The sequence below is a fragment of the Kineococcus terrestris genome, assembly GCF_041020755.1.
Classification (GTDB): domain Bacteria; phylum Actinomycetota; class Actinomycetes; order Actinomycetales; family Kineococcaceae; genus Kineococcus; species Kineococcus terrestris.
Genome location: NZ_JBEUEI010000005.1, coordinates 48,437 through 73,749, shown reverse-complemented (window position 1 = coordinate 73,749; position 25,313 = coordinate 48,437). Strand labels below are relative to the sequence as shown.

31 protein-coding genes and 1 tRNA gene are annotated in these 25,313 nt (G+C 77.3%); 16 read left to right on the top strand and 16 right to left on the bottom strand.

Annotated features, from left to right (window positions below):
- The first annotated feature begins 42 nt into the window (after positions 1-42).
- Entirely contained in the window at positions 43-507 is a 465-nt protein-coding gene (gene mscL / locus AB8M62_RS04945) for a large conductance mechanosensitive channel protein MscL (protein ID WP_369054273.1), read from the top strand.
- On the opposite strand, the gene AB8M62_RS04940 is transcribed toward mscL, so the two are convergent.
- The 3 genes from AB8M62_RS04940 to AB8M62_RS04930 form a co-directional block, all read right to left on the bottom strand.
- Positions 416-2,770 (bottom strand): putative bifunctional diguanylate cyclase/phosphodiesterase, encoded by a 2,355-nt coding sequence (locus tag AB8M62_RS04940; protein ID WP_369054272.1) that lies wholly within the window; start codon positions 2,768-2,770, stop codon positions 416-418. The two genes, mscL and AB8M62_RS04940, sit on opposite strands and share 92 nt — an antisense overlap.
- A gap of 114 nt (positions 2,771-2,884) precedes the next feature.
- Positions 2,885-4,573 (bottom strand): P-loop domain-containing protein, encoded by a 1,689-nt coding sequence (locus tag AB8M62_RS04935; protein WP_369054271.1) that lies wholly within the window; start codon positions 4,571-4,573, stop codon positions 2,885-2,887.
- Positions 4,574-4,625: 52 nt separating this feature from the next.
- Entirely contained in the window at positions 4,626-5,453 is an 828-nt protein-coding gene (locus AB8M62_RS04930) for an NAD(P)H-binding protein (RefSeq protein ID WP_369054269.1), read from the bottom strand.
- A gap of 77 nt (positions 5,454-5,530) precedes the next feature.
- Here AB8M62_RS04930 and AB8M62_RS04925 point away from each other — a divergent pair, with 77 nt between their 5' ends.
- The 3 genes from AB8M62_RS04925 (at position 5,531) to AB8M62_RS04915 (ending at position 8,127) form a co-directional block, all read left to right on the top strand.
- Positions 5,531-6,673 carry an alpha/beta fold hydrolase gene (locus tag AB8M62_RS04925; protein ID WP_369054268.1) on the top strand — a complete coding sequence of 381 codons (1,143 nt, stop codon included), beginning with the start codon at positions 5,531-5,533 and terminating at the stop codon, positions 6,671-6,673.
- A gap of 98 nt (positions 6,674-6,771) precedes the next feature.
- Complete coding sequence (locus AB8M62_RS04920) at positions 6,772-7,431, top strand: DUF305 domain-containing protein (RefSeq protein WP_369054267.1); 660 nt, start codon at positions 6,772-6,774, stop codon at positions 7,429-7,431.
- Between the two features lie 114 nt (positions 7,432-7,545).
- Positions 7,546-8,127: a DUF4328 domain-containing protein gene (locus tag AB8M62_RS04915; RefSeq protein WP_369054266.1), complete on the top strand. Its 582-nt coding sequence runs from the start codon at positions 7,546-7,548 to the stop codon at positions 8,125-8,127.
- 24 nt (positions 8,128-8,151) lie between these two features.
- Here the strand turns inward: AB8M62_RS04915 and AB8M62_RS04910 are convergent, their stop codons facing one another.
- The 5 genes from AB8M62_RS04910 to AB8M62_RS04890 form a co-directional block, all read right to left on the bottom strand.
- Positions 8,152-9,123: an amidoligase family protein gene (locus tag AB8M62_RS04910; RefSeq protein ID WP_369068810.1), complete on the bottom strand. Its 972-nt coding sequence runs from the start codon at positions 9,121-9,123 to the stop codon at positions 8,152-8,154.
- Positions 9,124-9,137: 14 nt separating this feature from the next.
- A complete protein-coding gene (locus AB8M62_RS04905) occupies positions 9,138-9,815 on the bottom strand; it encodes a hypothetical protein (RefSeq protein WP_369068809.1) in 678 nt (225 codons plus the stop codon).
- Positions 9,816-9,940: 125 nt separating this feature from the next.
- On the bottom strand, positions 9,941-10,693 hold the full coding sequence (locus tag AB8M62_RS04900; RefSeq protein WP_369054262.1) for a hypothetical protein: 753 nt from the start codon (positions 10,691-10,693) through the stop codon (positions 9,941-9,943).
- Complete coding sequence (locus AB8M62_RS04895) at positions 10,690-11,199, bottom strand: SigE family RNA polymerase sigma factor (RefSeq protein ID WP_369068808.1); 510 nt, start codon at positions 11,197-11,199, stop codon at positions 10,690-10,692. The genes AB8M62_RS04900 and AB8M62_RS04895 overlap by 4 nt, the downstream gene beginning before the upstream one ends.
- Positions 11,200-11,279: 80 nt before the next feature.
- Positions 11,280-11,786, bottom strand: coding sequence for a MarR family winged helix-turn-helix transcriptional regulator (locus AB8M62_RS04890; RefSeq protein WP_369068807.1), 507 nt, complete (start codon positions 11,784-11,786; stop codon positions 11,280-11,282).
- Positions 11,787-11,855: 69 nt separating this feature from the next.
- Between AB8M62_RS04890 and AB8M62_RS04885 the strand changes: the two genes are divergently transcribed.
- Positions 11,856-12,608: an NAD(P)-dependent oxidoreductase gene (locus tag AB8M62_RS04885; RefSeq protein ID WP_369068806.1), complete on the top strand. Its 753-nt coding sequence runs from the start codon at positions 11,856-11,858 to the stop codon at positions 12,606-12,608.
- Positions 12,609-12,732: 124 nt separating this feature from the next.
- A complete protein-coding gene (locus AB8M62_RS04880) occupies positions 12,733-14,196 on the top strand; it encodes a protein adenylyltransferase SelO (protein WP_369068805.1) in 1,464 nt (487 codons plus the stop codon).
- Between the two features lie 7 nt (positions 14,197-14,203).
- On the opposite strand, the gene AB8M62_RS04875 is transcribed toward AB8M62_RS04880, so the two are convergent.
- From AB8M62_RS04875 to AB8M62_RS04855, 5 genes are all read right to left on the bottom strand, one after another.
- Positions 14,204-14,650, bottom strand: a complete 447-nt coding sequence (locus tag AB8M62_RS04875; protein ID WP_373694849.1) for a PPOX class F420-dependent oxidoreductase — start codon at positions 14,648-14,650, stop codon at positions 14,204-14,206.
- Between the two features lie 122 nt (positions 14,651-14,772).
- Complete coding sequence (locus tag AB8M62_RS04870) at positions 14,773-15,531, bottom strand: AAA family ATPase (protein ID WP_369068804.1); 759 nt, start codon at positions 15,529-15,531, stop codon at positions 14,773-14,775.
- 186 nt (positions 15,532-15,717) lie between these two features.
- A complete protein-coding gene (locus AB8M62_RS04865; protein WP_369054257.1) occupies positions 15,718-16,137 on the bottom strand; it encodes an arsenate-mycothiol transferase ArsC in 420 nt (139 codons plus the stop codon).
- 35 nt (positions 16,138-16,172) lie between these two features.
- Positions 16,173-16,670 (bottom strand): GNAT family N-acetyltransferase, encoded by a 498-nt coding sequence (locus tag AB8M62_RS04860; RefSeq protein ID WP_369054339.1) that lies wholly within the window; start codon positions 16,668-16,670, stop codon positions 16,173-16,175.
- 29 nt (positions 16,671-16,699) lie between these two features.
- Positions 16,700-17,068 (bottom strand): metalloregulator ArsR/SmtB family transcription factor, encoded by a 369-nt coding sequence (locus tag AB8M62_RS04855; protein WP_369068803.1) that lies wholly within the window; start codon positions 17,066-17,068, stop codon positions 16,700-16,702.
- A 103-nt stretch (positions 17,069-17,171) separates the two neighbouring features.
- Between AB8M62_RS04855 and arsB the strand changes: the two genes are divergently transcribed.
- The 3 genes from arsB to AB8M62_RS04840 are packed head-to-tail and all read left to right on the top strand — an operon-like array spanning position 17,172 to position 20,141.
- Positions 17,172-18,284: an ACR3 family arsenite efflux transporter gene (gene arsB, locus AB8M62_RS04850; RefSeq protein ID WP_369068802.1), complete on the top strand. Its 1,113-nt coding sequence runs from the start codon at positions 17,172-17,174 to the stop codon at positions 18,282-18,284.
- A 14-nt stretch (positions 18,285-18,298) separates the two neighbouring features.
- Positions 18,299-19,690 carry an FAD-dependent oxidoreductase gene (locus tag AB8M62_RS04845; RefSeq protein ID WP_369068801.1) on the top strand — a complete coding sequence of 464 codons (1,392 nt, stop codon included), beginning with the start codon at positions 18,299-18,301 and terminating at the stop codon, positions 19,688-19,690.
- Positions 19,691-19,718: 28 nt separating this feature from the next.
- Entirely contained in the window at positions 19,719-20,141 is a 423-nt protein-coding gene (locus tag AB8M62_RS04840) for an arsenate reductase ArsC (protein ID WP_369054251.1), read from the top strand.
- A gap of 81 nt (positions 20,142-20,222) precedes the next feature.
- On the opposite strand, the gene AB8M62_RS04835 is transcribed toward AB8M62_RS04840, so the two are convergent.
- Both AB8M62_RS04835 and AB8M62_RS04830 read right to left on the bottom strand, forming a co-directional pair.
- Complete coding sequence (locus AB8M62_RS04835) at positions 20,223-20,696, bottom strand: hypothetical protein (protein WP_369054250.1); 474 nt, start codon at positions 20,694-20,696, stop codon at positions 20,223-20,225.
- Positions 20,693-21,316, bottom strand: coding sequence for an RNA polymerase sigma factor (locus AB8M62_RS04830; protein ID WP_369054249.1), 624 nt, complete (start codon positions 21,314-21,316; stop codon positions 20,693-20,695). Before AB8M62_RS04830 ends, AB8M62_RS04835 begins: the two co-directional genes overlap by 4 nt.
- Before the next feature lie 257 nt (positions 21,317-21,573).
- Between AB8M62_RS04830 and AB8M62_RS04825 the strand changes: the two genes are divergently transcribed.
- The 6 genes from AB8M62_RS04825 to AB8M62_RS04800 all read left to right on the top strand — a co-directional run bounded on the left by AB8M62_RS04825 (position 21,574) and on the right by AB8M62_RS04800 (position 24,260).
- Complete coding sequence (locus AB8M62_RS04825) at positions 21,574-22,059, top strand: Asp23/Gls24 family envelope stress response protein (protein WP_369054247.1); 486 nt, start codon at positions 21,574-21,576, stop codon at positions 22,057-22,059.
- Positions 22,056-22,415: an Asp23/Gls24 family envelope stress response protein gene (locus AB8M62_RS04820; protein WP_369068800.1), complete on the top strand. Its 360-nt coding sequence runs from the start codon at positions 22,056-22,058 to the stop codon at positions 22,413-22,415. The genes AB8M62_RS04825 and AB8M62_RS04820 overlap by 4 nt, the downstream gene beginning before the upstream one ends.
- Positions 22,416-22,482: 67 nt before the next feature.
- Positions 22,483-22,662 (top strand): DUF2273 domain-containing protein, encoded by a 180-nt coding sequence (locus tag AB8M62_RS04815; protein WP_369054245.1) that lies wholly within the window; start codon positions 22,483-22,485, stop codon positions 22,660-22,662.
- Positions 22,655-23,071, top strand: coding sequence for an Asp23/Gls24 family envelope stress response protein (locus tag AB8M62_RS04810; protein ID WP_369054244.1), 417 nt, complete (start codon positions 22,655-22,657; stop codon positions 23,069-23,071). The genes AB8M62_RS04815 and AB8M62_RS04810 overlap by 8 nt, the downstream gene beginning before the upstream one ends.
- Entirely contained in the window at positions 23,068-23,685 is a 618-nt protein-coding gene (locus AB8M62_RS04805; RefSeq protein WP_369054243.1) for a DUF6286 domain-containing protein, read from the top strand. Before AB8M62_RS04810 ends, AB8M62_RS04805 begins: the two co-directional genes overlap by 4 nt.
- Complete coding sequence (locus AB8M62_RS04800) at positions 23,682-24,260, top strand: hypothetical protein (protein ID WP_369054241.1); 579 nt, start codon at positions 23,682-23,684, stop codon at positions 24,258-24,260. The genes AB8M62_RS04805 and AB8M62_RS04800 overlap by 4 nt, the downstream gene beginning before the upstream one ends.
- Before the next feature lie 117 nt (positions 24,261-24,377).
- Here the strand turns inward: AB8M62_RS04800 and AB8M62_RS04795 are convergent.
- Positions 24,378-24,461 (bottom strand) — tRNA-Leu (locus AB8M62_RS04795).
- 142 nt (positions 24,462-24,603) lie between these two features.
- Between AB8M62_RS04795 and AB8M62_RS04790 the strand changes: the two genes are divergently transcribed.
- Positions 24,604-25,308, top strand: coding sequence for an FHA domain-containing protein (locus AB8M62_RS04790; protein ID WP_369054239.1), 705 nt, complete (start codon positions 24,604-24,606; stop codon positions 25,306-25,308).
- Positions 25,309-25,313 lie beyond the last annotated feature (5 nt).

Genomic DNA, 25,313 nt, shown 5'->3' with positions numbered 1-25,313 from the left:
TAGGCTCGCGATCACCACCGACCGCTCGAGCAGGGGGCCACCGTGTCGCTCGTCAAGGGTTTCCGGGACTTCGTCCTGCGGGGCAACGTCATCGACCTCGCCGTCGCCGTCGTCATCGGCACGGCGTTCACCGCCGTCGTCACCTCGGTCGTCGAGGGGCTGGTCAACCCGGTCATCGCCGCCGTCGGCGGCGCGCCCGACCTGGACGGCACGTGGGTGCTGACCCTGCGCACCCTGGAGGACGGCACCCGCGTCGGCCTGCAGCTCGGCACGGTCGTCGGCGCCGTCCTGAACTTCCTCGTCGTCGCCGCGGTCGTCTACTTCCTCATCGTCACGCCGGTGAACCGGCTCCTGTCGCTGCGCAAGGCCGGGGCGGTCGAGGAGCCGAAGGCCCCCGGCGAGGACGTCCTGCTGCTCACCGAGATCCGCGACCTGCTGGCCGAGCGGTCGGGACGCTCGACGCCGACGACGGGGACGCGGGCGCCGGATGACCCAGCAGCCGGCTGAACTCCGCCGCGGGCACCGGCCGCCCGTGCAGCCAGCCCTGCGACTCGTCGGCGCCCAGCACGTACAGGCGGTCGAACGTCGCCGCGTCCTCGGTGCCCTCCACCACCACGCGCAGGCCCAGCCGGTGCGCCAGCTCCACGGTGGCGTGCACCACCTGGGTGGTGCGCGGCTCCGAGAGCAGGCGCGTGGTGAACGCGCGGTCCAGCTTCAGCTCCGCCGCCGGCAGGTCCGTCAGGTACGCCAGCGAGGAGTAGCCCGTGCCGTAGTCGTCGATGCTCAGCTGCACCCCGCGCGCGGTCAGCGCGTGCGCGACGGCCAGCGCCACCCCGGGGTCGGCCATGAGGGCCGTCTCGGTCACCTCCAGCACCAGCCGGGACGGGTCGAAGCCCGAGGCGGCCAGCACCTCGTCGACGAGGTCCAGCAGCGCCGGCGAGGCCAGCGTGGACGCCGACAGGTTCACCGACACCCGCAGCGGCCGCCCCTCCACCGACCAGCCGGCGGCGTCGCGCACGGCCGTGGTCAGCACCACGCGGGTCAGGGCGTCCATCAGCCCGTGCTCCTCGACGAGGTCCAGGAACGCCGGCGGCGGCAGCGTCCCGCGCTCGGGGTGCCGCCAGCGCACCAGCGCCTCCGCGCCCACCACCACGCCGTCCGGGACGGTGACCTGCGGCTGGTGGACGACGACCAGCTCGCCCACGTCCCGCGCGCCCCGGCCCCCCGAGCCGGCCGGGTCGAGCAGCGCGCGCAGGTCGGCCAGCAGGGCCGCGCGGTCGCGCAGCCGCTCGTCCACGGCCCGGTCGAACACCTCCACACCGGTGGCCGCGGACGGGCCCGAGCGCGTCTTGACGCTGTACATGGCCGCGTCCGCGCGGCGCAGCAGGTCGTCGGCGTCCAGCGGCCCGGGGCCCGCGGTGGCGACGCCGACGCTCAGGCCGACGCCGGAGGCCACGTCGTAGCGGGCGCCGGCCACCGCCACCCGCGCGAGGACGGCCTCGCGCACGCGCCGCGCCACCGCGACGGCCGCCGCGTCGTCCAGGCCCGGCAGCAGGACCGCGAACTCGTCCCCGCCGAGGCGCGCCAGCAGCCCCCGGCGCGGCAGCGCCTCCCCCGCCGCGGCCACCACCAGGCGCAGCAGCTCGTCGCCGCGCTCGTGGCCCCAGCGGTCGTTGACCTCCTTGAAGCGGTCCACGTCCGCGACCAGCAGCGCGGCGCCCTCCCGGGCGTCCAGGTCCTCCAGGCGCTGCACGAGGGCGCGCCGGTTCGGCACGCCCGTCAGGTCGTCGGTCAGCGCTTGGTGGCGCGACTCGGCCAGCAGCGCCGTCTCGTGCACGAGGTGCCCCACGCGCAGCGCCACCCCCAGCACGGCCAGACCCGCCAGGACGGTGGGCGTCACGCCGCTGGAGGTGGTGAGGCCGGCCAGGACCAGGACCACGATCGCCGCGAACAGGACGGCGATGGCCCCGGCGGTGGGCACCTCCGCGCGCGCCGGCACCGGCACGACGCCCGGCGCGCTCGCGCCCGTCACCGCCAGCGCCAGCAGCGCCAGCGCCCACACCGCCTGCAGCGGCGTCCCGCCCACGGGGTCGCGCGAGCCCAGCAGCAGCACCGCGGCGGTCAGCGCCACCAGGACGGCCGTGACGGCCCACGTGCGCAGGTCGCGCTGCAGGCCGCCGATGACCGCGACCGTCACGGCGGTGCCCACGAGCACGACCAGCCCGCCGAGCAGCCCCGCCCACGCCAGGAGCTGCGGCAGCGACCAGGCGGCCTGCGCGGAGCCCGACCACCGCACGGCGAGCACGCCGACGGCGCTCAGGGTCAGCACGGCGCTCATCCCGTTGACCCAGTCACCGCTGTCGGAGGTGTACGTCCGCAACGGGTTCCAGCGCACCAGGCCCTGGTAGAGGAACGGCACGGCCGCCAGCGCCGACAGCCGCGGCGCCAGGTCCAGCCAGGTCGCGAGCGGACCCGCGGCGCCCGCGGCGCTCAGCAGGTCCCCGGTCAGGCCCAGCAGCGCGCCGGCGGCCAGGACGCCGGCGCCACCGGCGATCCAGCCCCACACGTGCCGCTCGGCGGGGCGCAGCAGCGCGGTGCGGCGCAGCTGCGCCCACGCCGTGCCCTGCACGACGAACAGCAGGGCACCGGCCGCGCGGGCGTCCAGGCCGGGCGCGAGGGCGCCGGCCGCGGCGAGGGCACCCGCCAGCAGCACCGCGGCCAGGGCGCGCGGCACCACGGGGGCGGGGGTCGCCGGGGGCCGCACGTGCACGTCACAGCTCTCGGCGCGCGGAGCAGCGGGGTGGAGGCGGCGCGCCGGCCGGGCGGGCGGTTTCACCCGCCCGCGCGCGGAGCGGGCCCGGCCCGGCCGCCGTTCGGGTGAGCGTCAGCCCACCGCGCGCACCCGCAGGGCCCGCAGCCGGTCCAGGGCGGCGGCGACCTCGTGCCGGCGGGGCACCGCCACGTCGGCGGTGGCGCCCTCCAGCCAGCCGAACGGCGGGTCGGCGGCCAGGTCGGCCTCCAGCAGGTCCAGCGCCCGGGCCAGGGTGCGCCGCCCGTCCAGGTGGCCGGCGGAGACCATCCGCGCCAGGGCGTGCCCGGCGCCGGTGACCTGCGCGGCGTCGGTGAACTGGCGCACCGCGCGCACGTCCACCTCGTGCTCGCCCAGCAGGAGGGTGTCGGTGCCGCGCGCGCCCACCCGGCGCCGGCCGCGGGCGGTGGCGTCCACCGAGCGCGGGTCGGGCACCCGGTGGCGCACGGCGGGGAACGACCCGGCCTCCGCGACGCGGCCCGTGGGCGTGCGCGCCACCTCGCGGGCGCGGTCGGTGACGTCGGCGCAGGTGAACTCCCGCATCGCCAGCACCCGGTCGGCCACGTCGAGGAAGTCGCCCGAGGCGCCCACGACGAGGACCGTCGAGACGCCGTGGTCGGCGTGCAGGGAGCGCACGAGGTCCACGAACGGGTTCAGCGGCTCGGCGGACTTGGCGACCAGGGCCTGCATGCGCGCGTCGCGGACCATGAGGTTCGTCGCCGCCGTGTCCTCGTCCACCAGCAGCAGCCGGCTGCCGGCCTCCAGCGCCTCGACGACGGCGGCGGCCTGCGACGTCGACCCGGAGGCGTCGGGGGTGCTGAAGTCGCGCGGGTCCAGCCCGCCGGGCAGGCCGGTGACGAAGGCGCCCACGTCCACGCGGGTCACCGCGCGCCCGTCCTCGGCGCGGACCGCCACCGCGTCGGCGCGGGTGACGACGAGCTCGCGCCCGTCGCCGGGCACGTGGTCGTGGACCCCGGCCTCCAGGGCGCGCAGCAGCGTGGACTTGCCGTGGAACCCGCCGCCGACGACGACCGTGACCCCCGCGGCGATCCCCGCGCCCGTGGTGCGGCCGCGGTGCGGCAGGTCGACGGCCACGCGCACGGAGTCCGGGGAGGCGAAGGGGACGGCGTCCAGGGCGGGCCGGTCGTCGACGCCGCTGCGGCGGGGCAGGACGGCGCCGTCGGCGACGAACGCGACCAGGCCCCTCGGCTCCAGGGCGGCGCGCAGGGCGCCGGCGTCCTCCACGGCGTCCGCGAACGCGGTCACCTCCGCGGCGTCGTGGGCGGCCAGCAGCAGGCGGGCGGCGACGAGGGCGGGCAGCTCGCCGGTCAGCTCGTGCGCGGCGGTGCGCCCGTCGATCCGCCGGCGCGGGCCCGGCAGGTGGTAGCCGCAGCGCAGGACGACGGCGCCGTCGGCGGCGACCTCGCAGCTGGTGCGCTGCAGCACCTCCTGGCCGCCGGCGTCGACGCGGAACGTGCGCCCGTGCCGGGCGGCGGCGCGCGCCAGGAAGGAGGCCGTGGCGCGCCGGCGCGGCTCGGTGCCCAGGCCCACCGCGGCCAGCCCGCTCGCGGCCGCGTCCACCCGCACCTCCAGGCGGCTCGGCGGGGCGAACGGGTCGGCCTGCGCGCGCAGCAGCCGGACGGTCGCGCCCGGCGCCAGCGGGTAGGTGGCGCTCAGCGACCGGTACCGCGCGTAGGGGGCGCCGTGCAGGCGGTGCAGGTCGTCGGCGAGGTCGCCGGCGGGGTGGGGGTCCGGGCGGGGCACGCGCCGACCCTACGAGCCGGGCGGGCGGGCGCGTGCCGGCAGCGGGCCGGTGTCAGCGGCGGGCCAGCAGCTCTCGCAGGCTCGTCGCCGGGCGGCCCGTCAGCCGCGGCACCACGTCCGAGACGGCCTCCAGCTCGCCGTTCGCGATCGCCGTGTACGTGCTCACCCAGCCGTCGACCTCCCAGCGCGGCGCGCCCGAGGACGCCCGCGAGGCGTACGCCTCCTCGACGGTCTCCTCCACGTACGTCACCTCCCCACCGGTGGCGCGGCCGATCTCGGCGGCCACCTCGGCGAGCGTCAGCGCCTGCGGGCCCGTCACGTCGTACGTGCGGCCGGAGTGCTCCTCGTCCAGCAGCGCCGCCACCGCCACGTCGGCCACGTCGTCGCGGGCGACCGCCGCGACCCGCCCCGAGCCCGCCGGCCCGCGCAGCGCGCCGTCCACGACGAACTCCGGCAGCACGTTCAGGTAGAAGGAGTTCCGCAGCACCGTCGTCTCCAGCCGGCTGGCCGCCAGCAGCTCCTCCGTGGCGGCGTGGTCGCGGCCGAAGGTGAACGTGCAGTCCGGCGCCGCCGACTGGAACGAGGTGTAGACGACGCGGCGCACCCCCGCCTCGGCCGCCGCCTCCACCGCGCTGCGGTGCAGCGCGACCCGGTCGGCGTCCTCGGAGGCCGAGACGAGCAGCAGCACGTCCACCCCGTCGAACGCGTGCCGCAGCGCCCCGCCGTCGCCGTACCGCGCCACCCGCACGTCCGCCGGCAGGTCCGGCGCCCGCGAGGGGTCGCGCACCACGAGGCGCTGCGCCACCCCGGCCGCGGCCAGCCGCCGCGCCACCCGCCCGCCGACCGCGCCCGTCGCACCCGTGATCCCGATGAGTCCCACCCGGCCACCCTGGCACCGCGGCGAGCACCCCGAAACCCGGTGGACCGCCCCGGGCGAGCGCTGCGAGGGTCGTCGCCGTGGCAACCGTGGAGCACGTCGTCCCCGTCGCCGAGGGCGTCGACCTGTGGGTCGAGGAGCGCGGCGACCCGGCCGCCCCCGTCGTCCTGCTGGTCATGGGCGCCAACGCCAGCGGCCTGACGTGGCCCGAGGAGCTCGTGGACCGCCTCGCCCGCCGGTACCGCGTCGTGCGCTACGACCACCGCGACACCGGCCGCTCCAGCCGCGCGTTCGACGAGCGCCCCTACGCGCTGCGCGACCTCGCCGGCGACGCCGTGCGGGTCCTGGACGCCCTCGGCGTCGAGCGCGCGCACGTCGTGGGCATGTCGATGGGCGGTGTCCTCGTGCAGCTGCTGCTGCTCGACGCGCCGCAGCGGCTGCGCAGCGCCACCGTGTTCGCCACCGCCGCCCTCGGCGCGGGCCTGGCGGACACCACCGGTGCCGGGGAGCTGCCCGGCCCCGCACCGGAACTGCTCCAGCTGTGGCAGGAGCTGGGCGCCGAGCGCGACGAGGACGCCGAGCTCGCGTGGCGGGTGGAGCACTGGCGCGTCCTCAACGGCCCGGACGCCCCGTTCGACCCCGAGGAGTTCCGCGAGCTGGAACGGCGGGTCGCCGCCCACAGCGGCACGTGGCGCTCGCCCACCGCGCACGCGCTCGCCGACCCGTCCGGTCTCGAGCGCGGCGCGGAACTGGCCGCCGTGGGCGTCCCGGTGCTCGTCGTCGAGGCGCCCGCCGACCCCGTCAACCCGCCCCCGCACGCCCGCCACCTGGCCGAGGTCGTCGGCTCCGCGCGGCTGGTGACGGTGCCCGGGATGGGCCACGCCCTGCCCCGCAGCGTCCTCGGGCCGCTGGCCGACGCGCTGGAGGAGCACGTCGACGCGGTGGAGGCGGGGGACCGTCCCGTCGCCAGCGCCGGCCCGTACCGCGACGTGTCGTCCGGGCCGCGAACCTTCGTCCCTGTGGAGGAGGTCGCCGGTGCCCTGCGCCCGCTGGGCGACGGGAAGGCCGACGAGCTGCGCCGCACGCTCGACGAGCACGTCGACACGGACGTCGAGGATCCGTTCGAGCGGCACGCCGCCCTGGAACGCGGAGGTCTTGGCGACGAGGGCGACGAGGGCGACGAGGCGGCAGCACCCGAGCCACCGCACCACCGCGCGCGCTGAGCGCCGGGGGCCTCGCGGCGCCGACGGGCGCCCGAGTTCGACCCGTGCCTACGGTGGGGCCACGAGCCGGACACCCGCGACGCACCACGGAGGCGCCCGTGCCCACCCGTCCCACCCCCGCCCGCCTGGCCGCCGTCGCCGCGGCCGCCGTCCTCGGCCTCGCCGCCTGCGGGGACGGCACCGCGGACACCGCGAGCACCCCGCCCCCGGCCGCGGCCCCGGCGGACAGCCCCACCGAGCAGCCCGGCGGCGGCGCGACCGTGGACGCCGAGCACGGCGACGCGGACGTCGAGTTCGCCCAGGCGATGCTGGTCCACCACGAGGGCGCGGTCGAGATGGCGCAACTGGCGCCCAGCCGCACCGAGGACCCCGAGGTCCTGGACCTCGCCTCCCGCATCGAGGCGGCGCAGCAGCCGGAGATGGAGCTGATGCGCGGCTGGCTGCAGGCCTGGGGCGCGGAGACGGGCGGCACCGACCCGCACGGCGCGCACGGGGGCGGCTCCTCGACGGACCACTCCTCGATGCCGGGGATGATGACGCCGGAGCAGATGACGCAGCTGCGCGAGGCCAGCGGCGCCGAGTTCGACCGGATGTTCCTGGAGATGATGGTCGAGCACCACGAGGGTGCGGTGGAGATGGCCGAGACCCAGCTGCGGGAGGGCACGAACCCGCAGGCGCTCGTGCTGGCCGAGGAGATCGGCACCTCGCAGACCGCCGAGATCGAGGAGATGCGGCAGCTGCTGGCGGCGCGGGGCTGACGGCCGGTGAGCGGAGCACCGCAGGACGACCCCTGGACCCTGCCCGCGGCACCGGGCGGACCCGGCGACCGGGGCCTCGGACCCCCTCCCGGGGAACGCCCGCCCCCGGCACCTGTGCGCCTGCGTCCCGTGCGGGCCCTCGGCACGGCCGCCGTCGCGGTGGCGGGGTTCGTCACCGTCGGCGAGGGGGCCTCGGCGCTGACCGCCGCCGGGTACGACGCGGCGCGGTTCCCCACCACCTACGACGTCGTCACCGGCCTGACGGGGCTCGCGTGGGTCGTCTCCTTCGTCGTGACGTGCTTGTGGCTGTCGCGGGTGCGCCGCAACGCGGAGGAACTGTCACCGACGCATCCCCACGTCCGCGCCCGCGCGTGGGTGTGGTGGGGGTGGCTGGTCCCCGTCGTCTCGTTCTGGTTCCCGTACCAGGTGGTGCGCGACGCCGCGGCCGCCTCTGCGGTCGGCTCGCCCGGACGCGCGGCGCCGCGTCCGCCGCTGACCGCCTGGTGGACGACGTGGCTGACCGGTTCCGTCCTGACGTACACCGCCTCGCAGATCACCGCTCCGCTCACCGGTACGGGGTCCTCGACCGCCGGGGCCGTCCTGCACCTGCTGGCGTTCGCCGCCTTCGCGGTGTCCCTCCTCGTCTGGGCCCGGGTGGTGCGCGCGGTGGTCGCCTCGCAGGAGGACACCCGCTGAGACCGCGGTGACATCCCGGCCGTCTCAGCCGGCCGGGAACTCCAGCAGCCGCACCAGGTCCGCGAACGCCTCCGCGATCGCGGCGCCGTCGGCGGAACCCGCCAGCACCCGCACCTCCAGCGTGTCCGGGCCGGGGCGCACGCCCAGCACCCGGGTGAGGTTCACGTCGCTGAACTTCGTCACCGCGGTGCGAGCGGCCGCCGCGCGCAGCGACGGCCAGTCCGGCCAGTCGCGGCGGGCGAGTTCCACCAGGTCCGGCGGCAGCGGGGCGAGCCGGCGGCAGCGCGGGTTCGTGCCGAACGCCCGCCGCAGCTCCTCGCGGTGCTCGTCGAACAACCGCACGACGCGGCGGAACGCGGCGACGTCGCGGAACGGTGCCGCGTCCAGGTGCACGTGGACGGCGGCCTCGGCGGGCACCGTGAAACCCGCCGCGCGGGCCGGGGCCAGCAGGGCCTCCAGCGCCGCGGCGTGGTCGGCGACCAGCGGCGGGGTGATGACCTCGCAGGGCCGTTCCCGCTCCCCCGGCAGCGGCGCGGCCATCGCCACGCTCGCCCCGGCCGCGTCGTCGAGGCGGTGCACGTCCCCGACCCGCCGCACCCGCGTCCCGAACAGCGCCGCGGCGCCGTCCAGCACCGACCCGATCCCCTCCGCCGGGTCGGCGTGGCGCTGCACCAGGCGCAGCAGGCGCGCGTCGTCGCTGACGACCCGGTACCAGCCCGGGCGCGGTGCGGCGGTGGCGTCCAGGTCGTCGACGATCGTGCTGTCGTCGACCAGCGTGCAGACGAGTTCCCCGGAACCCCCCCGCACCTCGAACCCCGGGGTGAGGTTCCAGAACGCCCGCACCCCGGGGACGGCGGAACCCTCGGTGTCGACGTGGAAGACGCGCTGGACGCCGCCGCCCGCGCGGGCGGCCAGCTCGCGGGCGAGGTCGAGCCGGCTGGACCCGCGGGGCGCCAGCAGCTCGACCTCGAAACCGGCGCGCGGCAACGGTTCCACCGGTGGCGGTCCCGTCAGGAGGTGGTCCCGGGAGCGGGCAGGCCGCCGCCGGAGAGCAGCCGCAGCCCCGCGGTGACCTTCGCCTCGTACGGCTCGACCTGCCACTCCGCGCCCAGCGCCACCGCGTCGTCGTACGTGTACCCGGCGGCGAAGAACGCGTCGACGGCGGCGGGCTCGTCCAGCGACGGAGCCGGCGCGGCGCTGCCCGGGGCGATCGGCGGCTCGTCCCCGGCGAGCAGCACCTGTCCCGCGGCGACCTTCGCCTCGTACGGCTCGACCTTCCACTCCGCGCCCAGCGCCACCGCGTCGTCGTACGTGTACCCGGCGGTGAAGAACGCGTCCACGGCCGCGTCCTCCCCCGTCAGCGCAGAACCCGGCGCCGGGGCGGCGCTGCCGGGGGCGATCGGCAGGGAACCGCCCGCCAGGAGGTCGCGCCCGCCCAGCACCTTGGCCTCGAAGCTGTCGACCTCCCAGGCCGCGGCCAGCGCGACCGCGTCGTCGTAGGTGTACCCGGCGCCGAAGAACGCGTCGAGCGCCGCGTCGTCGACCGTCACGGGTCCCGCGACGACGTCCCCGGCGGGTTCCACGGCCGGCGCGGGGACGGTGGCGGGGGTGCCGGCCGAGGCGGCCCAGGCGCTGCCGCCGGCCAGGACGGCGCCGCCCACCAGCAGGGTCGTGGTCAGGGCCCGCACGCGGCGCCCGGCCGTAGCCGGGGTCGGGCTCGGGGAGGAGTTCCGCGGTCGCTGATCGCTCATGCCCCGGGAGACGTCGCGGAGCCCGGTCGCGTTGCCCGGCGCGGCGACGGACCCGCGGGAGTTCACGAGCACGGGCGCGGAGGGACCACGGGCAGGACCTCCCCGGCCAGCAGCCGGCTGCCCGCCTCCACCTGCGCGTCCCACGTGTCGAGGTCCCACCGCGCGGCCAGGTCCTCCGCGTCGGCGGGCGAGTACCCGCACGCGGTGAACGCGTTGAGCTCCCAGCCGGGGGAGGTGCGCGGCAGTTCCGGGCTCGGGCTGACCGGCAGCGTGCGGCCGGCCAGCAGGTCCTCACCGCCGAGGACCTTGGCCTCGGCAGCGTCCACGTTCCAGACCTCCCCCAGCCGAACGGCGTCGTCGTAGACGTAGCCGGCGCCGAACCAGGCGGCCAGCTCGGGCGAGCCGCTCGCCGTCAGCTCCCGCACCGACTGCTCGCGCAGCTGGTCCTCCTGCTCCCGGGTCAGCCGTTCCGCGGCGGCCGCGACACCCGCCGCGCGCTCGGCGCGGTCACCGGGCGCCGGTTCCCGGGCGGGTCCCTCCGAGGGCGCCGGCGACGTCGACGACGTGGACGGCGCGGGCGCCGCCACCAGCCCGTCGCCGCGCCCGTCGCGGCCACCGCCCCAGCCGCCCGCGGCACCGGCGACCACCGCCCCCGCCGCGGCGACGGCGACGGGAGCGGTCACCAGCGCGCGCCGGCGCCGCAGCCGGCGGCGGCCGCCCCGCAGCACCGCGGGCGTCAGACCGTCCGGCGCCCGCACCTCCTCCACGGCCGCCGCCAGGTCCTGCCGCAACCGCTGCTCGAACGTCTCGTTCACCTGCTCATCTCCCCCTCGCGCCGCTGCCCGGCCTCGCGCTCCTCCACCAGCTCGCGCAGCCGCGCCAGCCCCTTGGACGCCTGGCTCTTGACGGTGCCGCGCGAGACGTCCAGCTCCTCCGCGATGCGCTCCTCCGACCAGTCCTCGTAGTAGCGCAGCACGATCACCGCGCGCTGCCGCGGCGGCAGCCGGCGCAGGTGCGCCAGCAGGTCCTCGCGCTGCGCCCGGTGGACGCTGCCGTCGCCGACGGCGACGTCGTGGTGGTCGGCCAGCGGCACCTGCCGCGGCCGGCGGCTGCGCCACCGCCACCGGTCGGTGACGGCCCGGGACATGGCGGTGCGCACGTACGCCGGCGGGTCCTGCACCGTCCGCCAGCGCGGGTACAGGCGCTCCAGGACGTCCTGCAGCAGGTCCTCGGCCTCGGCGCGGTCACCCGTCAGCAGCACCGCGGTCCGCAGGAGCCGCCCGCCCCAGGCGGTGACGAACTCCTCGAACGACCCCTCCACCGCTCCCCCTGTCGCCGGCTCCCCCCGGGAGACGTCGTGCGGCCCGTGCGGGTTGCCCCGTCCACCCGTCCGGCCGCGCCTCAGCGCTCGCGCCAGTCCCACGCGGACTCGTCGGTCAGCCGGCCCCGGCTCGCGCCGACGACCTTGAGCAGGAGGCCGTTCAGCTGGGCGCTCTCGGTGTCGCTGAGCCCCGCGTCCGCCAGGTCGTTGCTCCCGGTCGCCACCGCCCACGCCGCTCGCAGCGCGGCGCGACCGTCCTCGGTGATCCGCACCGGGTTGCGGCGCCCCCGCGCGCGGTCGCCGGTGCGGGCGAGCAGCCCGCGCCGCTCGAGCCCGTCGAGCAGGGCGGCGATGCTCTGCGGGCGCAGGTGCACCGCGCGGGCCAGGTCGGCCTGGGACATCTCCCCGGTGGTCTCGAGCTGGGCGAGCACCCCGAAGTTGACCGGGTTCAGCTCGTGGACGGCCAGGCGCTCGGACAGGCGCTGCCCCAGGAAGCGCGCCGCTCGCACGACGTTCCACGTCACGATCCGGTCCAGCTCGGCTCCCGTGAGCGCGGTGCGGTCCGTCGGGGCGGGGTGCTCGTCCACGCGGCCATGGTCCCAGCGAGGACCGCCGTGGGACTTGCAGAAAACTGTTGGTCGAGTGAGGGTGGTGGGGTGGCCACCACGCAGCACGACGCCCGCCCGGAGCCGCGCCACGACCGGTTGCTGGTCCTGGGCGCCAACGGCCCCACCGGCCGGCAGGTCGTGCGCCAGGCCCTGGCCCGCGGTCACCGCGTGCGGGCGCTGACCCGCCACCCCGGGACCTTCCCGCTGCGGCACGAGCGGCTCGACGTCCTCGCCGGCGACGCCACCGCCGAGGGCGTCCTCGACGCGGCCGTCGCCGGTGCCGACGCGGTGGTCTGCACCATCGGCACCTCCTTCACCCGCCGTCCGGTGAGCGTGTACTCGGCCAGCGCGCGCCTGCTCGTCCAGGCGATGCGCCAGTACCGCCGGCGGCGCCTGGTCGTGGTCACCTCCGCAGGACTGACCCCCTCGCGCCCCCCGGACCGCAGCACGGTGACCGGCGCCGCGCGGAGCGCGGCGGGCAAGGCGTTCCGTGCCGTGGTGCGCGACCACGTCGGCAGGACCGTCTACGACGACATGGCCGCGATGGAGGCGCGGGTGCGCGCCAGCGACCTGGACTGGACGATCGTGCGCCCGCCGGGCCTGACCGACCAGGCGGGCCTCGGGTACACGGTGCGGGAGGGCGAGGTCGAGGGCGCGCTGTGCTCGCGCGAGGACCTGGCGGCGATGCTGCTGGACCAGCTCGAGGACGACCGCTTCCTGCGGACGGTGGCCGCGGTCGCCACACCGGGCCTGCGGGTCAGCGCCCGGCACATGCTCTGGCACGAGGTGCTCAAGCGCTGAGCGTGCGCCGGCGCGACGCGCGGGACCGCGGCACGTCGAGCTCGTCGGTGACCCTGCGGTGCCGGGCACCCGGGCCGCGCTGGCGGGTTCGCCACCCGTCCACGCCCCGCCTAGCCTGGACGGGGTGAGCGTCGCCCCCGGTACGACCACCGCCTTCTCCGACCGGTTCGCCCGTGAGCTGCCGGAGATGGCGGTCCCCTGGCAGGGCGCCGAGGTCCCCGACCCGCGGCTGCTCGTCCTCGACGAGGACGTGGCCGCCGAGCTGGGCCTCGACCCCGCCTGGCTGCGCAGCCCCGAGGGTCTGCAGGTGCTCGTGGGCCGGGCGGTGCCCGAGGGCGCGACCCCCGTGGCGCAGGCCTACTCCGGGCACCAGTTCGGCGGGTTCTCCCCCCGCCTGGGCGACGGGCGCGCGCTGCTCGTCGGGGAGCTGACCGACGCCCGCGGCCGGCTGCGCGACCTGCACCTGAAGGGGTCCGGGCGCACGCCGTTCTCCCGCGGCGGGGACGGGCTGGCCGCCGTCGGGCCGATGCTGCGCGAGCACCTGGTCAGCCGCGCCGTGCACGCCCTCGGCATCCCCACCACCCGGTCGCTGGCCGTCGTCGCGACCGGCGCGACCGTGCAGCGGGAGGTGCCGCTGCCGGGCGCGGTCCTCGCCCGCACCGCCGCCTCGCACCTGCGGGTCGGCAGCGTCCAGTACGCGCGCGCCACGGGGGACGCCGGCCTGCTGCGGCGGGTCGCCGACCACGCGATCGCCCGCCACCACCCGGCCGCGGCCGGCGCCGAGCACCCGTACCTGGCGCTGTTCGGGGCGGTCGTGGCCGTCCAGGCGGAGCTGGTGGCGCGCTGGATGCTCGTCGGGTTCGTCCACGGGGTGCTCAACACGGACAACACGACGCTGTCCGGGGAGACGATCGACTACGGCCCCTGCGCGTTCCTCGACGCCTACGACCCCGCCACCGTCTACAGCTCCATCGACCACGGCGGCCGCTACGCCTACGGCAACCAGCCCGCCGCCGTGCAGTGGAACCTCGCCCGGCTGGCGGAGGCGCTGCTGCCGCTGTTCGCCGAGGACGAGGAGGAGGCCGTGCGGCTGGCCGTCGGCGTGCTCGACGGGTTCGGCGCGCGCTACGGCACCGCCTGGTCGAGCGGCGCGCGCACCAAGCTGGGGCTGCGCGCCGACGTGGACCTCGCCACCGCCGGGACGCTGGCCGCCGACCTGTTCGAGCTGCTGCGCGCCGCGAGCGCGGACCTCACCGGCAGCTTCCGGGCGCTGGGCCCCGCCGCCCGCGGCGACGAGAGCGCCCTGCGGCTGCTGGTGCCCGACGCGGCGGCCCTCGACGCCTGGCTGGCGCGCTGGCGGGCGCTGGGCCCGGACGCGGCCGCCGCCGAGCGCGCCAACCCCGTCTACGTGCCGCGCAACCACCTCGTCGAGGAGGCCCTGGACGCCGCGACCGCCGGGGACCTCGACCCGTTCGAGCGGCTGCTGGACGTGGTGAGCTCCCCGTTCACCGAGCGCCCCGGCCTGGAGCGCTACGCGCAGCCGGCGCCCGCCGGCGCCGGCCCGCACGTCACGTTCTGCGGGACGTGAGCCGCGCTCAGGCGGGCAGCTGCCCGTACACGTGGGCGACGGGCAGGCGCACCACGCGGCGGCGGTCGGCGACCATCGCGCGCCGGTAGTCGTCCCAGTCGGGGTGCTCGCCGGCGATCGCCCGGTACAGGTCCACGAGCTCGGCGACGGCCTCGTCGTCCTCGCGCTCGGCGACCGGCGACAGCTCGGCGTCGCCCTCCACGACCGTCCAGGACCAGAAGTCGCCGGACGTCACGTGCAGGCTGGCGCGCGGGTCGCGCTCGAGGTTGCGCGACTTGGCGCGGTCGGCCGTCACCGAGACCCGGACCAGCTCGCGCTCCGGGTCGAAGACGTACGTGATGTTCGACAGCTGGGGGCGGCCGTCGCGCTTGAGCGTGGTCAGCACCCCGTTCCGCGTCGTCGTCAGCAGGTGCAGCAGGCGGGTGCGGCGCTCGTCCGCCGTCGGCGTGTCCACGCCGGGAGCAACCCCGCGGTCGCCCGCTCGCTTCCCGCCCCTCCTCCTCCTGCCGTGATCATGGATGGTCGAGCTCTCACCCATCCGTGATCACCGTGATCCCGCGGGGTTTCCCAGCAGGATCACGACGGTGGCAGGACGCGGCGCAGGTACCGCTCGGGCGCGTCGAGGAAGAAGCGCCAGTGGTGCACGACGTCCAGGTCCTCCCACTCCGCGCGGTGGATCCCGTCCTCGTCGAGCTGCAGCACCAGCGCGCCGGGGAGCGCGGTCAGCAGCGGCGAGTGCGTCGCGCACAGCACCTGCGTCCCGCGCCGGGCCGTCGCGGCCAGCGTGCCCGCGAGCGCCAGGTGGTTGCGGAACGACATCGCCGACTCCGGCTCGTCCAGCAGGACGATCCCGGCCGAGCCCGTCCAACGCTGCGTGGCGAGGACCTCGGTGAACTGCTCGCCGTGGCTGAGGCGGTGCAGCGGGTGCGGGGCGGGCGGGCCGTCGCCGCGGGCGCCCGCGTCCTCCAGGTAGGTGACGAACCGGTGGGCGGTCTCGGCGCGCAGGAAGAACCCCTGCCGGCCGCGGCCACCGGCGCCGCGGACCACGCGCAGCACCTCCGCCAGGCCGGAGCGGTCGGACCCGCGACCGCGGTCGGCGCCGGCGCGGTGGGCGGTGGACCCGCCCTCGGGCGGGATGCCGAGCAGCTCGGCGACGGCCTCCACGAGGGTCGACTTGCCGGCACCGTTCTCCCCGACGAGGAACGTCACCCCGGCGGGCAGGTCGAGACCGTGCGCGAGCAGGTGCGCGACGGCCGGGACGGTGGCGGGCCAGACGTCCGGGTCGACGACCGCGTCCGGGCGCCGCTCGACGCGTCGCACCGCCCGCCCGTCCACGAGCCCAGTCTGCGGGTCCGGCCGGCGGACACGGTCCGGCGGGAGGCGGCCGGCGCTGGACGCCGGCGTCGTCACCGGCCGAGCACCCGCACCCCTCCCCCGTCGTGATCACGGAAGGTCGAGTCCTCGACCCTCCGTGATCAACGTGATCTTGCTGGTAGACCTTGCAAGATCACGGAGGGAGCGTCAGGAGGTCAGGCGCCCGTGCAGCTCCGCGACGCGGGCGGCGATGTCGTCGCGGACCAGGCGCATCCGCTCGACGCCCTCGATGCCGCGCGCGGACGGCTCGTCGGTCTCCCACACCTCCACGGGGGTGCCGTCGACGGGCTCGACGCGGGCCTCGTCGCCGAGGACGACGACGAGGTCGGCGGCGCGCACGTCGTCGTCGGTCAGCTGCCGGGTGCGCTCCTCGCCGATGTCGACGCCGACCTCGCGCAGCACGTCCACGGACAGCGCGTTGAGGGCGCTGCCGGCGCGGGTGCCGGCGGAGGACACCTCGACGGGGCGGTCGGGGTGGGCGGCGACGGCGGCGCGCATCAGGCCGGCGGCCATCTGGGACTTGCCGCCGTTCTTGACGCAGACGAACAGGACGCGGGGGGCGGTCATCAGGCTCCTCGGGATCTCGGGCGGGGGCAGGGGGTTCAGTTCCCGGCGACGCTGCTGCGCCGCTCGAGCAGGACGGTGTCGCGCCAGGTGCCGGCCAGGGGGCCGGCGCCCGCGCGGGCGACGCGCTCGCGGGTGCCGACGACGCGGAACCCGGCCGCGGCGTGCAGGGCGAGGCTGGCGGAGTTCTCGCGGAACACCGAGCACTGCAGCGTCCAGACACCGGCGGCCTCGGTGGAGGCGACGAGCGCGTCCAGGAGCAGGCGGCCGACGCCGCGACCGCGGGCGGCGGCCGCCACGTACACGGAGTGCTCGACGACCCCGGCGTAGACGGGGCGGGACGAGACCGGGGAGACGGCGGCCCAGCCCAGCAGCCCGCCGGCACCGGCCGCCCGGGCGACGAGGCGGTGCGCCGGCAGCTTGCCCGCGTCGAACTCCGCCCAGCTGGCGGCGGGCGCGGTCTCGAAGGTGGCGTGGCCGGTGGCGATGCCCTCGGCGTGCACGGCCCGCACGTCCGGCCAGTCGGCCGCGGTCATCGGCGCGACGACCACCGGCGCGGCGGGTTTCACCGCCGGACGGCGGCGGGGGTGGCGAGGACCGCCGCCAGGGCGTCGAGCGCCTGCGGCACCACGGCGTAGTACGCCCACACGCCGCGCTTGTCGCGGGTCAGCAGCCCGGCCTCGACGAGCACCTTCAGGTGGTGCGAGACGGTCGGCTGGCTCAGGCCGAGGGGTCCGGTCAGGTCGCACACGCACGCCTCGCCGCCCTCGTGCGCGGCGACCAGCGACAGCAGCCGCAGCCGGGCCGGGTCGGCGACGGCCTTGAGCGTGCGGGCCAGGCGCACCGCGTCCTCGGCGCCCAGCGGCTCGCGCGTCAGCGGCGCGCAGCAGGCGAGCTCCGCGGACGGGACGAGGGGGAGCGTCGAGGTGGGCACGCGACCAGTGTGCCCCAGGCATCGACCGGTGTCGATGTTGACAGCCGTCGACGCCTCCTGCCACGGTTGTCCATCGACAGTCGTCGATGAGAGGGAACACCCGATGAGCGACCTGGTCGCCGAGAACTCCCGTGGTGGTGCCGAGACCCCGGTGCTGGCGAGGCTGCCGGTGCTGGACCGGTTCCTGCCCGTGTGGATCGTCCTGGCGATGGTCGCCGGGCTCCTGCTGGGCCGGCTCGTGCCCGGCCTGGACGCGGCGCTCAGCGCCGTGGAGGTCGGGAACGTCAGCGTGCCCATCGCGGTCGGCCTGCTGCTGATGATGTACCCGGTGCTGGCGAAGGTCCGGTACTCCGAGACCGGCCGCGTGACCTCCGACCGCCGCCTGCTGGTCACCTCCCTCGTCCTGAACTGGGTGGCCGGGCCCGCGCTGATGTTCGCCCTGGCGTGGCTGCTGCTGCCCGACCAGCCCGAGCACCGCACCGGCCTGGTCATCGTCGGCCTGGCCCGCTGCATCGCCATGGTCCTCATCTGGAACGACCTGTCCTGCGGCGACCGGGAGGCCGCCGCCGTGCTGGTCGCCCTGAACTCGGTGTTCCAGGTGGTCGCGTTCGCCGCCCTCGGCTGGTTCTACCTGCAGGTCCTGCCCGCCTGGCTGGGGCTGCCCACCACCAGCGCCGACTTCTCGGTCGGCGCGATCGTCGTGTCCGTCCTGGTGTTCCTCGGGATCCCCCTGCTGGCGGGTTTCCTCACCCGCACGCTGGGCGAGCGCGCCAGGGGCCGCACCTGGTACGAGGAGCGGTTCCTGCCGAGGATCGGGCCGGTCGCCCTCTACGGGCTGCTGTTCACCGTCGTGCTGCTGTTCGCCCTGCAGGGCGACGCCATCACCTCCCAGCCGGGCGACGTCGCCCGCACCGCCCTGCCGCTGCTGGCCTACTTCGTCCTCGTGTTCGGCCTGTCGTTCGTCACGGGCCGCGCCCTCGGCATGACCTACGCGAAGACCGCGACGCTGTCGTTCACCGCGGCCGGCAACAACTTCGAGCTCGCGATCGCCGTGGCCATCGGCACCTTCGGCGTCACCTCCGGGCAGGCCCTGGCCGGGGTCGTCGGCCCCCTCATCGAGGTGCCCGTCCTCGTGGGGTTGGTCTACGTCTCCCTGTGGGCCGCCCGCCGGTTCTTCCCGGGCGACCCCACCGTCCCCGCCGGCCGCGTCCGCTGAACCAGGAGAACCCGATGACCACCTCCCACGACGGCCTGCCCGTCGTCGTCGTCGGCGCCGGGCCCGTCGGCCTGGCCGCCGCCGCGCACCTGCTCGAGCACGGCCTGGAACCCCTCGTGCTGGAGGCCGGCGACGAGGTCGGCGCCGCGGTGCGCGCCTGGGGGCACGTCCAGCTGTTCTCGCCGTGGCGCTACGACGTCGACGCCGCCGCCGCCCGGCTGCTGGCACCGACAGGCTGGGAGCACCCGAAGCCCACGGGTCTGCCCACCGGGGCCGAGCTGGTCGAGCGGTACCTGGCGCCGCTGGCCGCCACCGCGCAGCTCGCCCCGCGGATCCGCACCGGCGCCCGCGTCGTGGCGGTCAGCCGGGTCGGGTCGGACAAGACCCACGGACGAGGTCGCGGGGAGCGGCCGTTCCTCGTGCGGGTGCGGGACCGCGACGGCGGCGTGAGCGACCTTCACGCCCGCGCCGTCGTCGACGCCTCCGGGACGTGGGAGCAGCGCAACCCGCTGGGCGTCTCGGGCCTGCCGGCGGTCGGCGAGGCCGAGGCCGCGCCCTTCCTGGCCGGGCCGCTGCCCGACGTGCTGGGCGTCGACCGGGAGCGCTTCGCCGGGCGCCGCGTCCTCGTCGTCGGAGCCGGGCACTCGGCGACCAACACCCTGCTGCACCTGGTCGCCCTGGCCGACGAGGTGCCCGGCACCCGCGTCGTCTGGGCGGTGCGCGGCAGTTCCGCCGAGCGCAGCTTCGGCGGTGGGGACCGCGACGGCCTGCCCGCGCGCGGCGCGCTGGGAGCCCGGCTGCGCGAGGCGGTGGAGACCGGGCGCGTCGACCTGCGCACCGGGTCCGAGGTCGGCGCGCTGGAACCCGGCGACCGCGAGGTCACCGTGGTGGCCGCGACCCCCCGCGGTGAGGAGCGGCTCGTCGTGGACGTCGTCGTGGCCGCCACGGGTTTCCGGCCGGACCTCGGGGTGCTGCGGGAACTGCGGCTCGACCTGGACCCCGGCGTGGAGGCCCCCACCCGCCTGGCACCCCTGATCGACCCGGAGTTCCACTCCTGCGGCACCGTGCCCCCGCACGGCGCCGACGTCCTGGCGCACCCCGAGCCGGGGTTCTTCGTCGTGGGGATGAAGAGCTACGGCCGCGCCCCGACGTTCCTGCTGGCCACCGGCTACGAGCAGGTGCGCTCCGTCGCCGCCCACCTCGCCGGTGACGCCGAGGCCGCGGCCGACGTGCGCCTGGACCTGCCCGCGACCGGGGTGTGCGCCAGCGCGGCCCCCGCGGTCGCCGCCCACGGCAGCGCTGAGGTCGACCGCTCCGGCGACGGTTCCTGCTGCGGCGCCGGCGCTCCCCAGCCGGTCGGGTTCCCGACCGGCCTCCCGCACGGCCGCTATGGCGGCGGCCGGTGAACCCGTCCCGAAGCCCCAGGAGGACCCCGTGACCGAGACCAGCAAGCCCAGCGTCCTCTTCGTCTGCGTGCACAACGCCGGGCGCTCGCAGATGGCCGCCGGGTTCGCGACCGCCCTGTCCGGCGGCGCCGTGGAGGTCCGCTCCGCGGGCTCGCTGCCCGCCGAGGCGATCAACCCCGTCGCCGTGCAGGCCATGGCCGAGGTCGGCATCGACATCACCGGCCAGCAGCCGAAGGTCCTCACCCCCGAGGCGGTGCGGGCCTCCGACGCGGTCGTCACCATGGGTTGCGGCGACGCCTGCCCGTTCTACCCGGGCAAGCGCTACGAGGACTGGGCGCTGACCGATCCCGCCGGGCAGGGCATCGAGGTCGTCCGGCAGGTGCGCGACGAGGTCCGCGCACGCGTCGAGGCGCTGCTGGCCGACCTGCTGCTCGGCCCCCGGACGTCCTGACGCCTCCCGGAGTGGAGCGGGACCGTCCCCGCGCGGCCCGCGGACGACGGTTCGGCTCCACTCCCCGCGGCGGTCGGCGGCTCAGCGCAGGTCGCGCACGTCGGCGACGACGTCCCCGACGTGCACGTGCACGTCCACGGCGTCCGGGACGGGGCTCAGCTCGCCCAGCAGCTCCTCCAGGCGCCGCACGACGACGGCCCGCACGGTGCGCGCGGCCGTCGGCAGGTGCGCGCCGAACAGCACGGCCACCTCGACCGTCACCCCGTCGAGGGCGTCGGTGGCGTCGGTGGCGCAGGTGATGCGCCGCGCGGCCGTGTCGGGCAGCGCGTCCACCGCCTGCCGCAGCCGCAGGACGACGACGTCGGCGGCGACGACGAACTCACCGAGCTCGTGGCGCCCGCGCACCGGCGCGGAGGGCCGGAAGGCGCGGCGGGCGCGTTCCAGCACACCGGCGCGGGCCGTCGTCCAGCCGGCCGGGGTGTGCACGCGCAGGGAGCGGGCGGCGGCGGCCAGGACGTCCTCGCCCGGCAGCGCGCCCGCAGGTCGGTCGTTCACCGCCACTCCTCCAGTGCCTGCGCCAGGGTGGCCCGGCCCCGCTCCAGCAGCCCCCGCACGGAGGTCGTGGTCGTGCCGAGCACCCGGGCGATCTCGTCGTAGCGCAGCTCCTCCACCTCGCGCAGGAGCCAGGCCGCGCGCTGCCGCGGGGGCAGCAGCTGCAGGGCCAGGTCGAGCGCCTCGCGCAGCGCGACCTCGACGCTCTCGCGCTCGGGGTCGGCCCGCAGGTCGCGCACCCGGTCTACCACGTCGTCGAGGTCCACGTGGGGTCGAGAACCCGAGGCCGGCCACTTGCGCGAGCGCGCGTAGACGGCGTGCCGGGTGATGGTGAACAGCCAGGTCCGCAGGGAGGAGTCGCCGCGGAACGACGGCAACCCCTTCCACGCGGACAGGAACACGTCCTGCACGCAGTCGTCCACGTCGCCGGGGTCGTCCAGGAGCCGGTAGGCGTAGCGGTGCAGGGCCGGGCCGTGCCGGTCGACGACCGCCGCGAAGGCGTCGCGGTCGCCCAGGGCGGCGCGGCGGGCGAGGACCTCGTCGGTGGGCTCGTCGGAGGAGCCGGGGTGCGCCGGGGCGCGCTGCTGGTCGCCGACGTCGTCGTCGGTCACGGGGTCGGACATCGCGGGCTGCTCCACGGTGCGTGAGGACCTGCGCGGGCACCGCCGCGCGCCGGGCTCCGACCTGCTGATCGTGCCGGCCGATCGGACCACGGCGCCCGGTGCCCCGCACCCGGAGGGAGCGCTCTCTCACGTCACGGGAGTGTGATGAGCGTCACAGGGTCGCGGCCGTGACGAACCGGTGGTCACGCGCTCCACCACTTCAGCGAACGGAACACCAGCGGTCACCGACCGCACCGCTCGCACCGGACGGAGGAGCCATGACCGAGCAGAACACCACCACCCGGCCCACCACCGCGGGCACCAGCACGAGCACCGCCGTGGCCCGCACCGGCGCCACCCCGGGCTCGCTGAGCAGCGACCACGGCACCACCTCGATCGCCGACACCGTCGTCTCGAAGATCGCCGGCATCGCGGCGCGCGACGTCTCCGGCGTCTTCGCCCTCGGCGGCGGCGCCGCCCGCGCCGTCGGCGCCATCCGCGAGCGCATCCCCGGCGGCCGCGTCAACCACGCGCAGGGCGTCGCGGTCGAGGTCGGCGAGCGCCAGGCCGCCGTCGACGTCGAGCTGATCGCCGAGTACGGCGTCGCCATCGCCGACCTGGCCTCCTCGGTGCGCCGCAACATCATCACCAGCGTCGAGCGGATGACCGGGCTGGAGGTCACCGAGGTCAACATCGAGGTCTCGGACGTCCACCTGCCCGAGGACGACGCCGACGACGAGCCCAAGACCGTCCGGGTCCAGTGACCCCCCCTGCCGACGCGGACGCCGGCCGCGACGCCGGCGTCCTGGAGCGGCTGGCGGACGACCTGGCGGGAGCCGTCCTCGCCGTCCCCGGCGTCGTCCGGCTGCACGCCGGCGCGCTGGGGGAGGTGGCGACCTACCTGCCCGGGCGGCGCGTGACCGGCGTCCGCCTGCCCGACGCGGCCCTGCGCGGCGCGGGACCCGGTGGCCCGCCCGTGGAGGTGCACGTCGTCCTGGGGCTGGACGCCCCGGTGCGCGAGGTGGCCCGCGACGTCCACGCGGCGGCGGCCGCCGTGCTCGCCGCCGCCGCCGTGCCCGCCCCCGTGGCCGTCCACGTCGAGGACGTCGCCGCCGCTTGACCCGCGCCCCTCCCGGGCGCACCCACGGCGCCCGCACCGGGCGCCCCGGACGGAAGGACCAGAGGACATGTCCTCCTCGACCGCCGGCCTGCTGGCCGGCCTGCTCCTCGCCCTCGTGGCCGCCGTCGGCGGCTTCGGCTGGCTGCTGCTGGCGCTGCTGTTCGGCGCCGTCGGCTACGCCGTGGGCGCCCACCTGGAGGGCCGCGTCGACCTCGCGGCGCTCGTGCCCGGCCGCGGCCGTGGCTGAGACCGCGGTCGCGACGGCGCCGGAGCAGCGCGGCCGGCTCGTCGTCCACGACCGCGTCGTGCAGCGCATCGCCGAGGCCGCCGCGGCCGGCGTGCCCGGCACCACCCGCACCGGCGGCACCGGCTCCGGCGGTGCCGGGGCCCGCGTCGCCGGGGCCCTGGACACCGTGCTCGGGCGCGCATACCCGTCCGTGGACTGCACGGTCGCCGGGCACCGGGCCCGGCTGCGGGTGCAGGTGGCGGCCGTGTGGCCGCACCCCGCGGCGCAGGTCGCCGCCGCCGTGCGCGACGCCGTGCGCGACGCCGTCACCGCCCTCGCCGCCACGACCGTCGACGCCGTCGAGGTGACCGTCGCGACGTACGTGACCGCCGAGCGGGCGGGCACGACCGGCACGAGGAGGGTCCAGTGAGCCAGCTCGACAGCACCAGCACCACCACCGGTGCCGCCGGTCGCGGCGAGCGCCTGCAGGACGCCGGCCGGCCCACCGGGGCCGGGCGGATCGGGGTCCTCGGGCCCGTCCTGGCGCTCCTCCTGCTCGCCGTCGCGGCCGTCCTGGCCCGCGAGGCGCTCGTGACCTGGGGCACCGTCGGCGGGCAGCCGTGGGTCCCCGCGGCCGTGGACGCCGCCGACGGCCTGGCGCCCAGCCCGGCCCTGGCCGCCGTCGGGGTCGTCCTCGTCCTGGTGGGGCTGTGGGTCCTGGCGACGGGCTTCGCCCGCCGCTCCCGCAAGGCGGTCGCGGTCACCTCCGCGCCCGGCGTGCACGTCACCACCCGCGACGTCGCCCGCCTGGCCTCCGGCGCCGCCCGCTCCGTCGACGGCGTCCTGTCCGCCAGCTCCTCCGCGAGCCGGCGCGCCGTCACCGTGACGGTCGACGCCACCAGCGAGGACGTGCGCACCCGCGTCGAGGACGCCGTGCGCACCGGGCTGCGCTCCCTCGACCCCCAGCCGCGGGTGCGGGTCGCCGTCCGCGCCCCCGCCACCGACCGCTCCGCCCAGGAGCCCAGCCAGGAGGTGCCCGCGTGAGCCGCAAGGTCCTCGGCCTGGACCGCCTCGTCGCGGTCCTGCTCGGCCTCGTCCTCGTCGCCGCCGGCGCCGCGGCCGTCGCCTGGTACGCCGGGTGGCTGGCGCAGCTGCTGCCCGGCACGCCCGAGCGCCTCAGCACCGGCCCGGTCGCCGACGCCGTGGCCGCCGGCTGGTTCGCCGGCGCCTGCGCCGCCGCCGCCGTCGTCCTCGCGCTCCTGGCGCTGTGGTGGCTGATCGCCCACGTGCCGCGCCGCGGCGCGCCGGCGGTGTCCCTGCCCGGCTCGCGCGACGGCGACCGGCTCGTGCTGGAGGCCGACGCCCCCGCCGACGCGGCCGCCGAGGCGCTGGCCGCCGCCCCCGGCGTGCGCTCCGCCTCCGGCCGCACGGTCGTCGACCGCGGCCGCCTGGTCGTGGAGCTGCGCGCCGTCGTCGAGCCCAGCGCCGACCTGGAGGAGGTCGGCCGCGCCGCCGACGAGGTCAGCCGCCAGCTGCGCACCGTCGTCGGCCGCGGCGACGTGGCCGGGCGGGTGCGCCTGTCGGTGGCCCGCGGCGACCGCACCGCCCGCGTGCGCTGAGGCCCCGGCCCGCAGCGCCCCCGCGCGCTGTGGAGGTCCGGCGCGAACCCCTCCCCCGGACCTCCACAGCTCCAGCACGACGAAGGCCCCGGTCGACTCGACCGGGGCCTTCTCCTGTGCGCGAGGGGGGAGTTGAACCCCCACGCCCTTTCGGGCACACGGACCTGAACCGTGCGCGTCTGCCTATTCCGCCACTCGCGCAGACATCGAGAACCGTACCAGGCCCGCGGGGCTGCCCGTGACGCGCCCGGTCGCGCACGGCGGGCGGGCGGCGAGGGCGCCGATACGATGCCGTGGCCGGGACCGCCGGTACCGCAGGGACGACCGCACGGGGGGAGGCGGCGTGGGAGTGCTCGACCGCTTCGAGCGGGGCGTCGAACGCGCCGTCAACGGCGTCTTCGCGCGCGCCTTCCGCAGCGAGGTCCAGCCCGTCGAGGTCGCCAGCGCCCTGCGCCGGGAGCTGGACGACCGCGCGGCCGTCCTGGCCCGCGGGCGCACCCTGGTCCCCAACAGCTTCGTCGTGGAGCTCGGCCCCACCGACCACGAGAAGATCGCCAGCTGGCAGGACACCCTGGCCGACGAGCTCGTCGTCGCCGTCACCCAGCACGCCGAGAAGCAGCGCTACTCCTTCGTCGGCCCCGTGCGGGTCTCCTTCCACGAGGCCGAGGACCTGGAGACCGGCGTCTTCCGCGTCCTCAGCTCCACCGTCAAGGGCCGCGTCGCGCCCGCCTCCCCGCGCACCACCCCGGCCGGGCGCCCGCGCCTGGAGGTCGACGGCCGCAGCTACGTCCTCAACGAGGCCGTCACCGTCGTCGGCCGCGGCTCCGACGCCGACGTCGTCGTCGACGACCCGGGCGTCTCCCGCCGGCACGCCGAGGTCCGCGTCAGCGCCCAGGGCGCCCGCCTGGTCGACCTCGGCTCCACCAACGGCAGCTTCGTCGACGGCGAGCGCGTCTCCTCCACCGACCTGCACGACGGCGCGAGCGTGACCGTCGGGCGCACGCGGCTCGTCTTCCGCTCCGGCCGCCACGACGAGAGCTGGACCTGACCGGC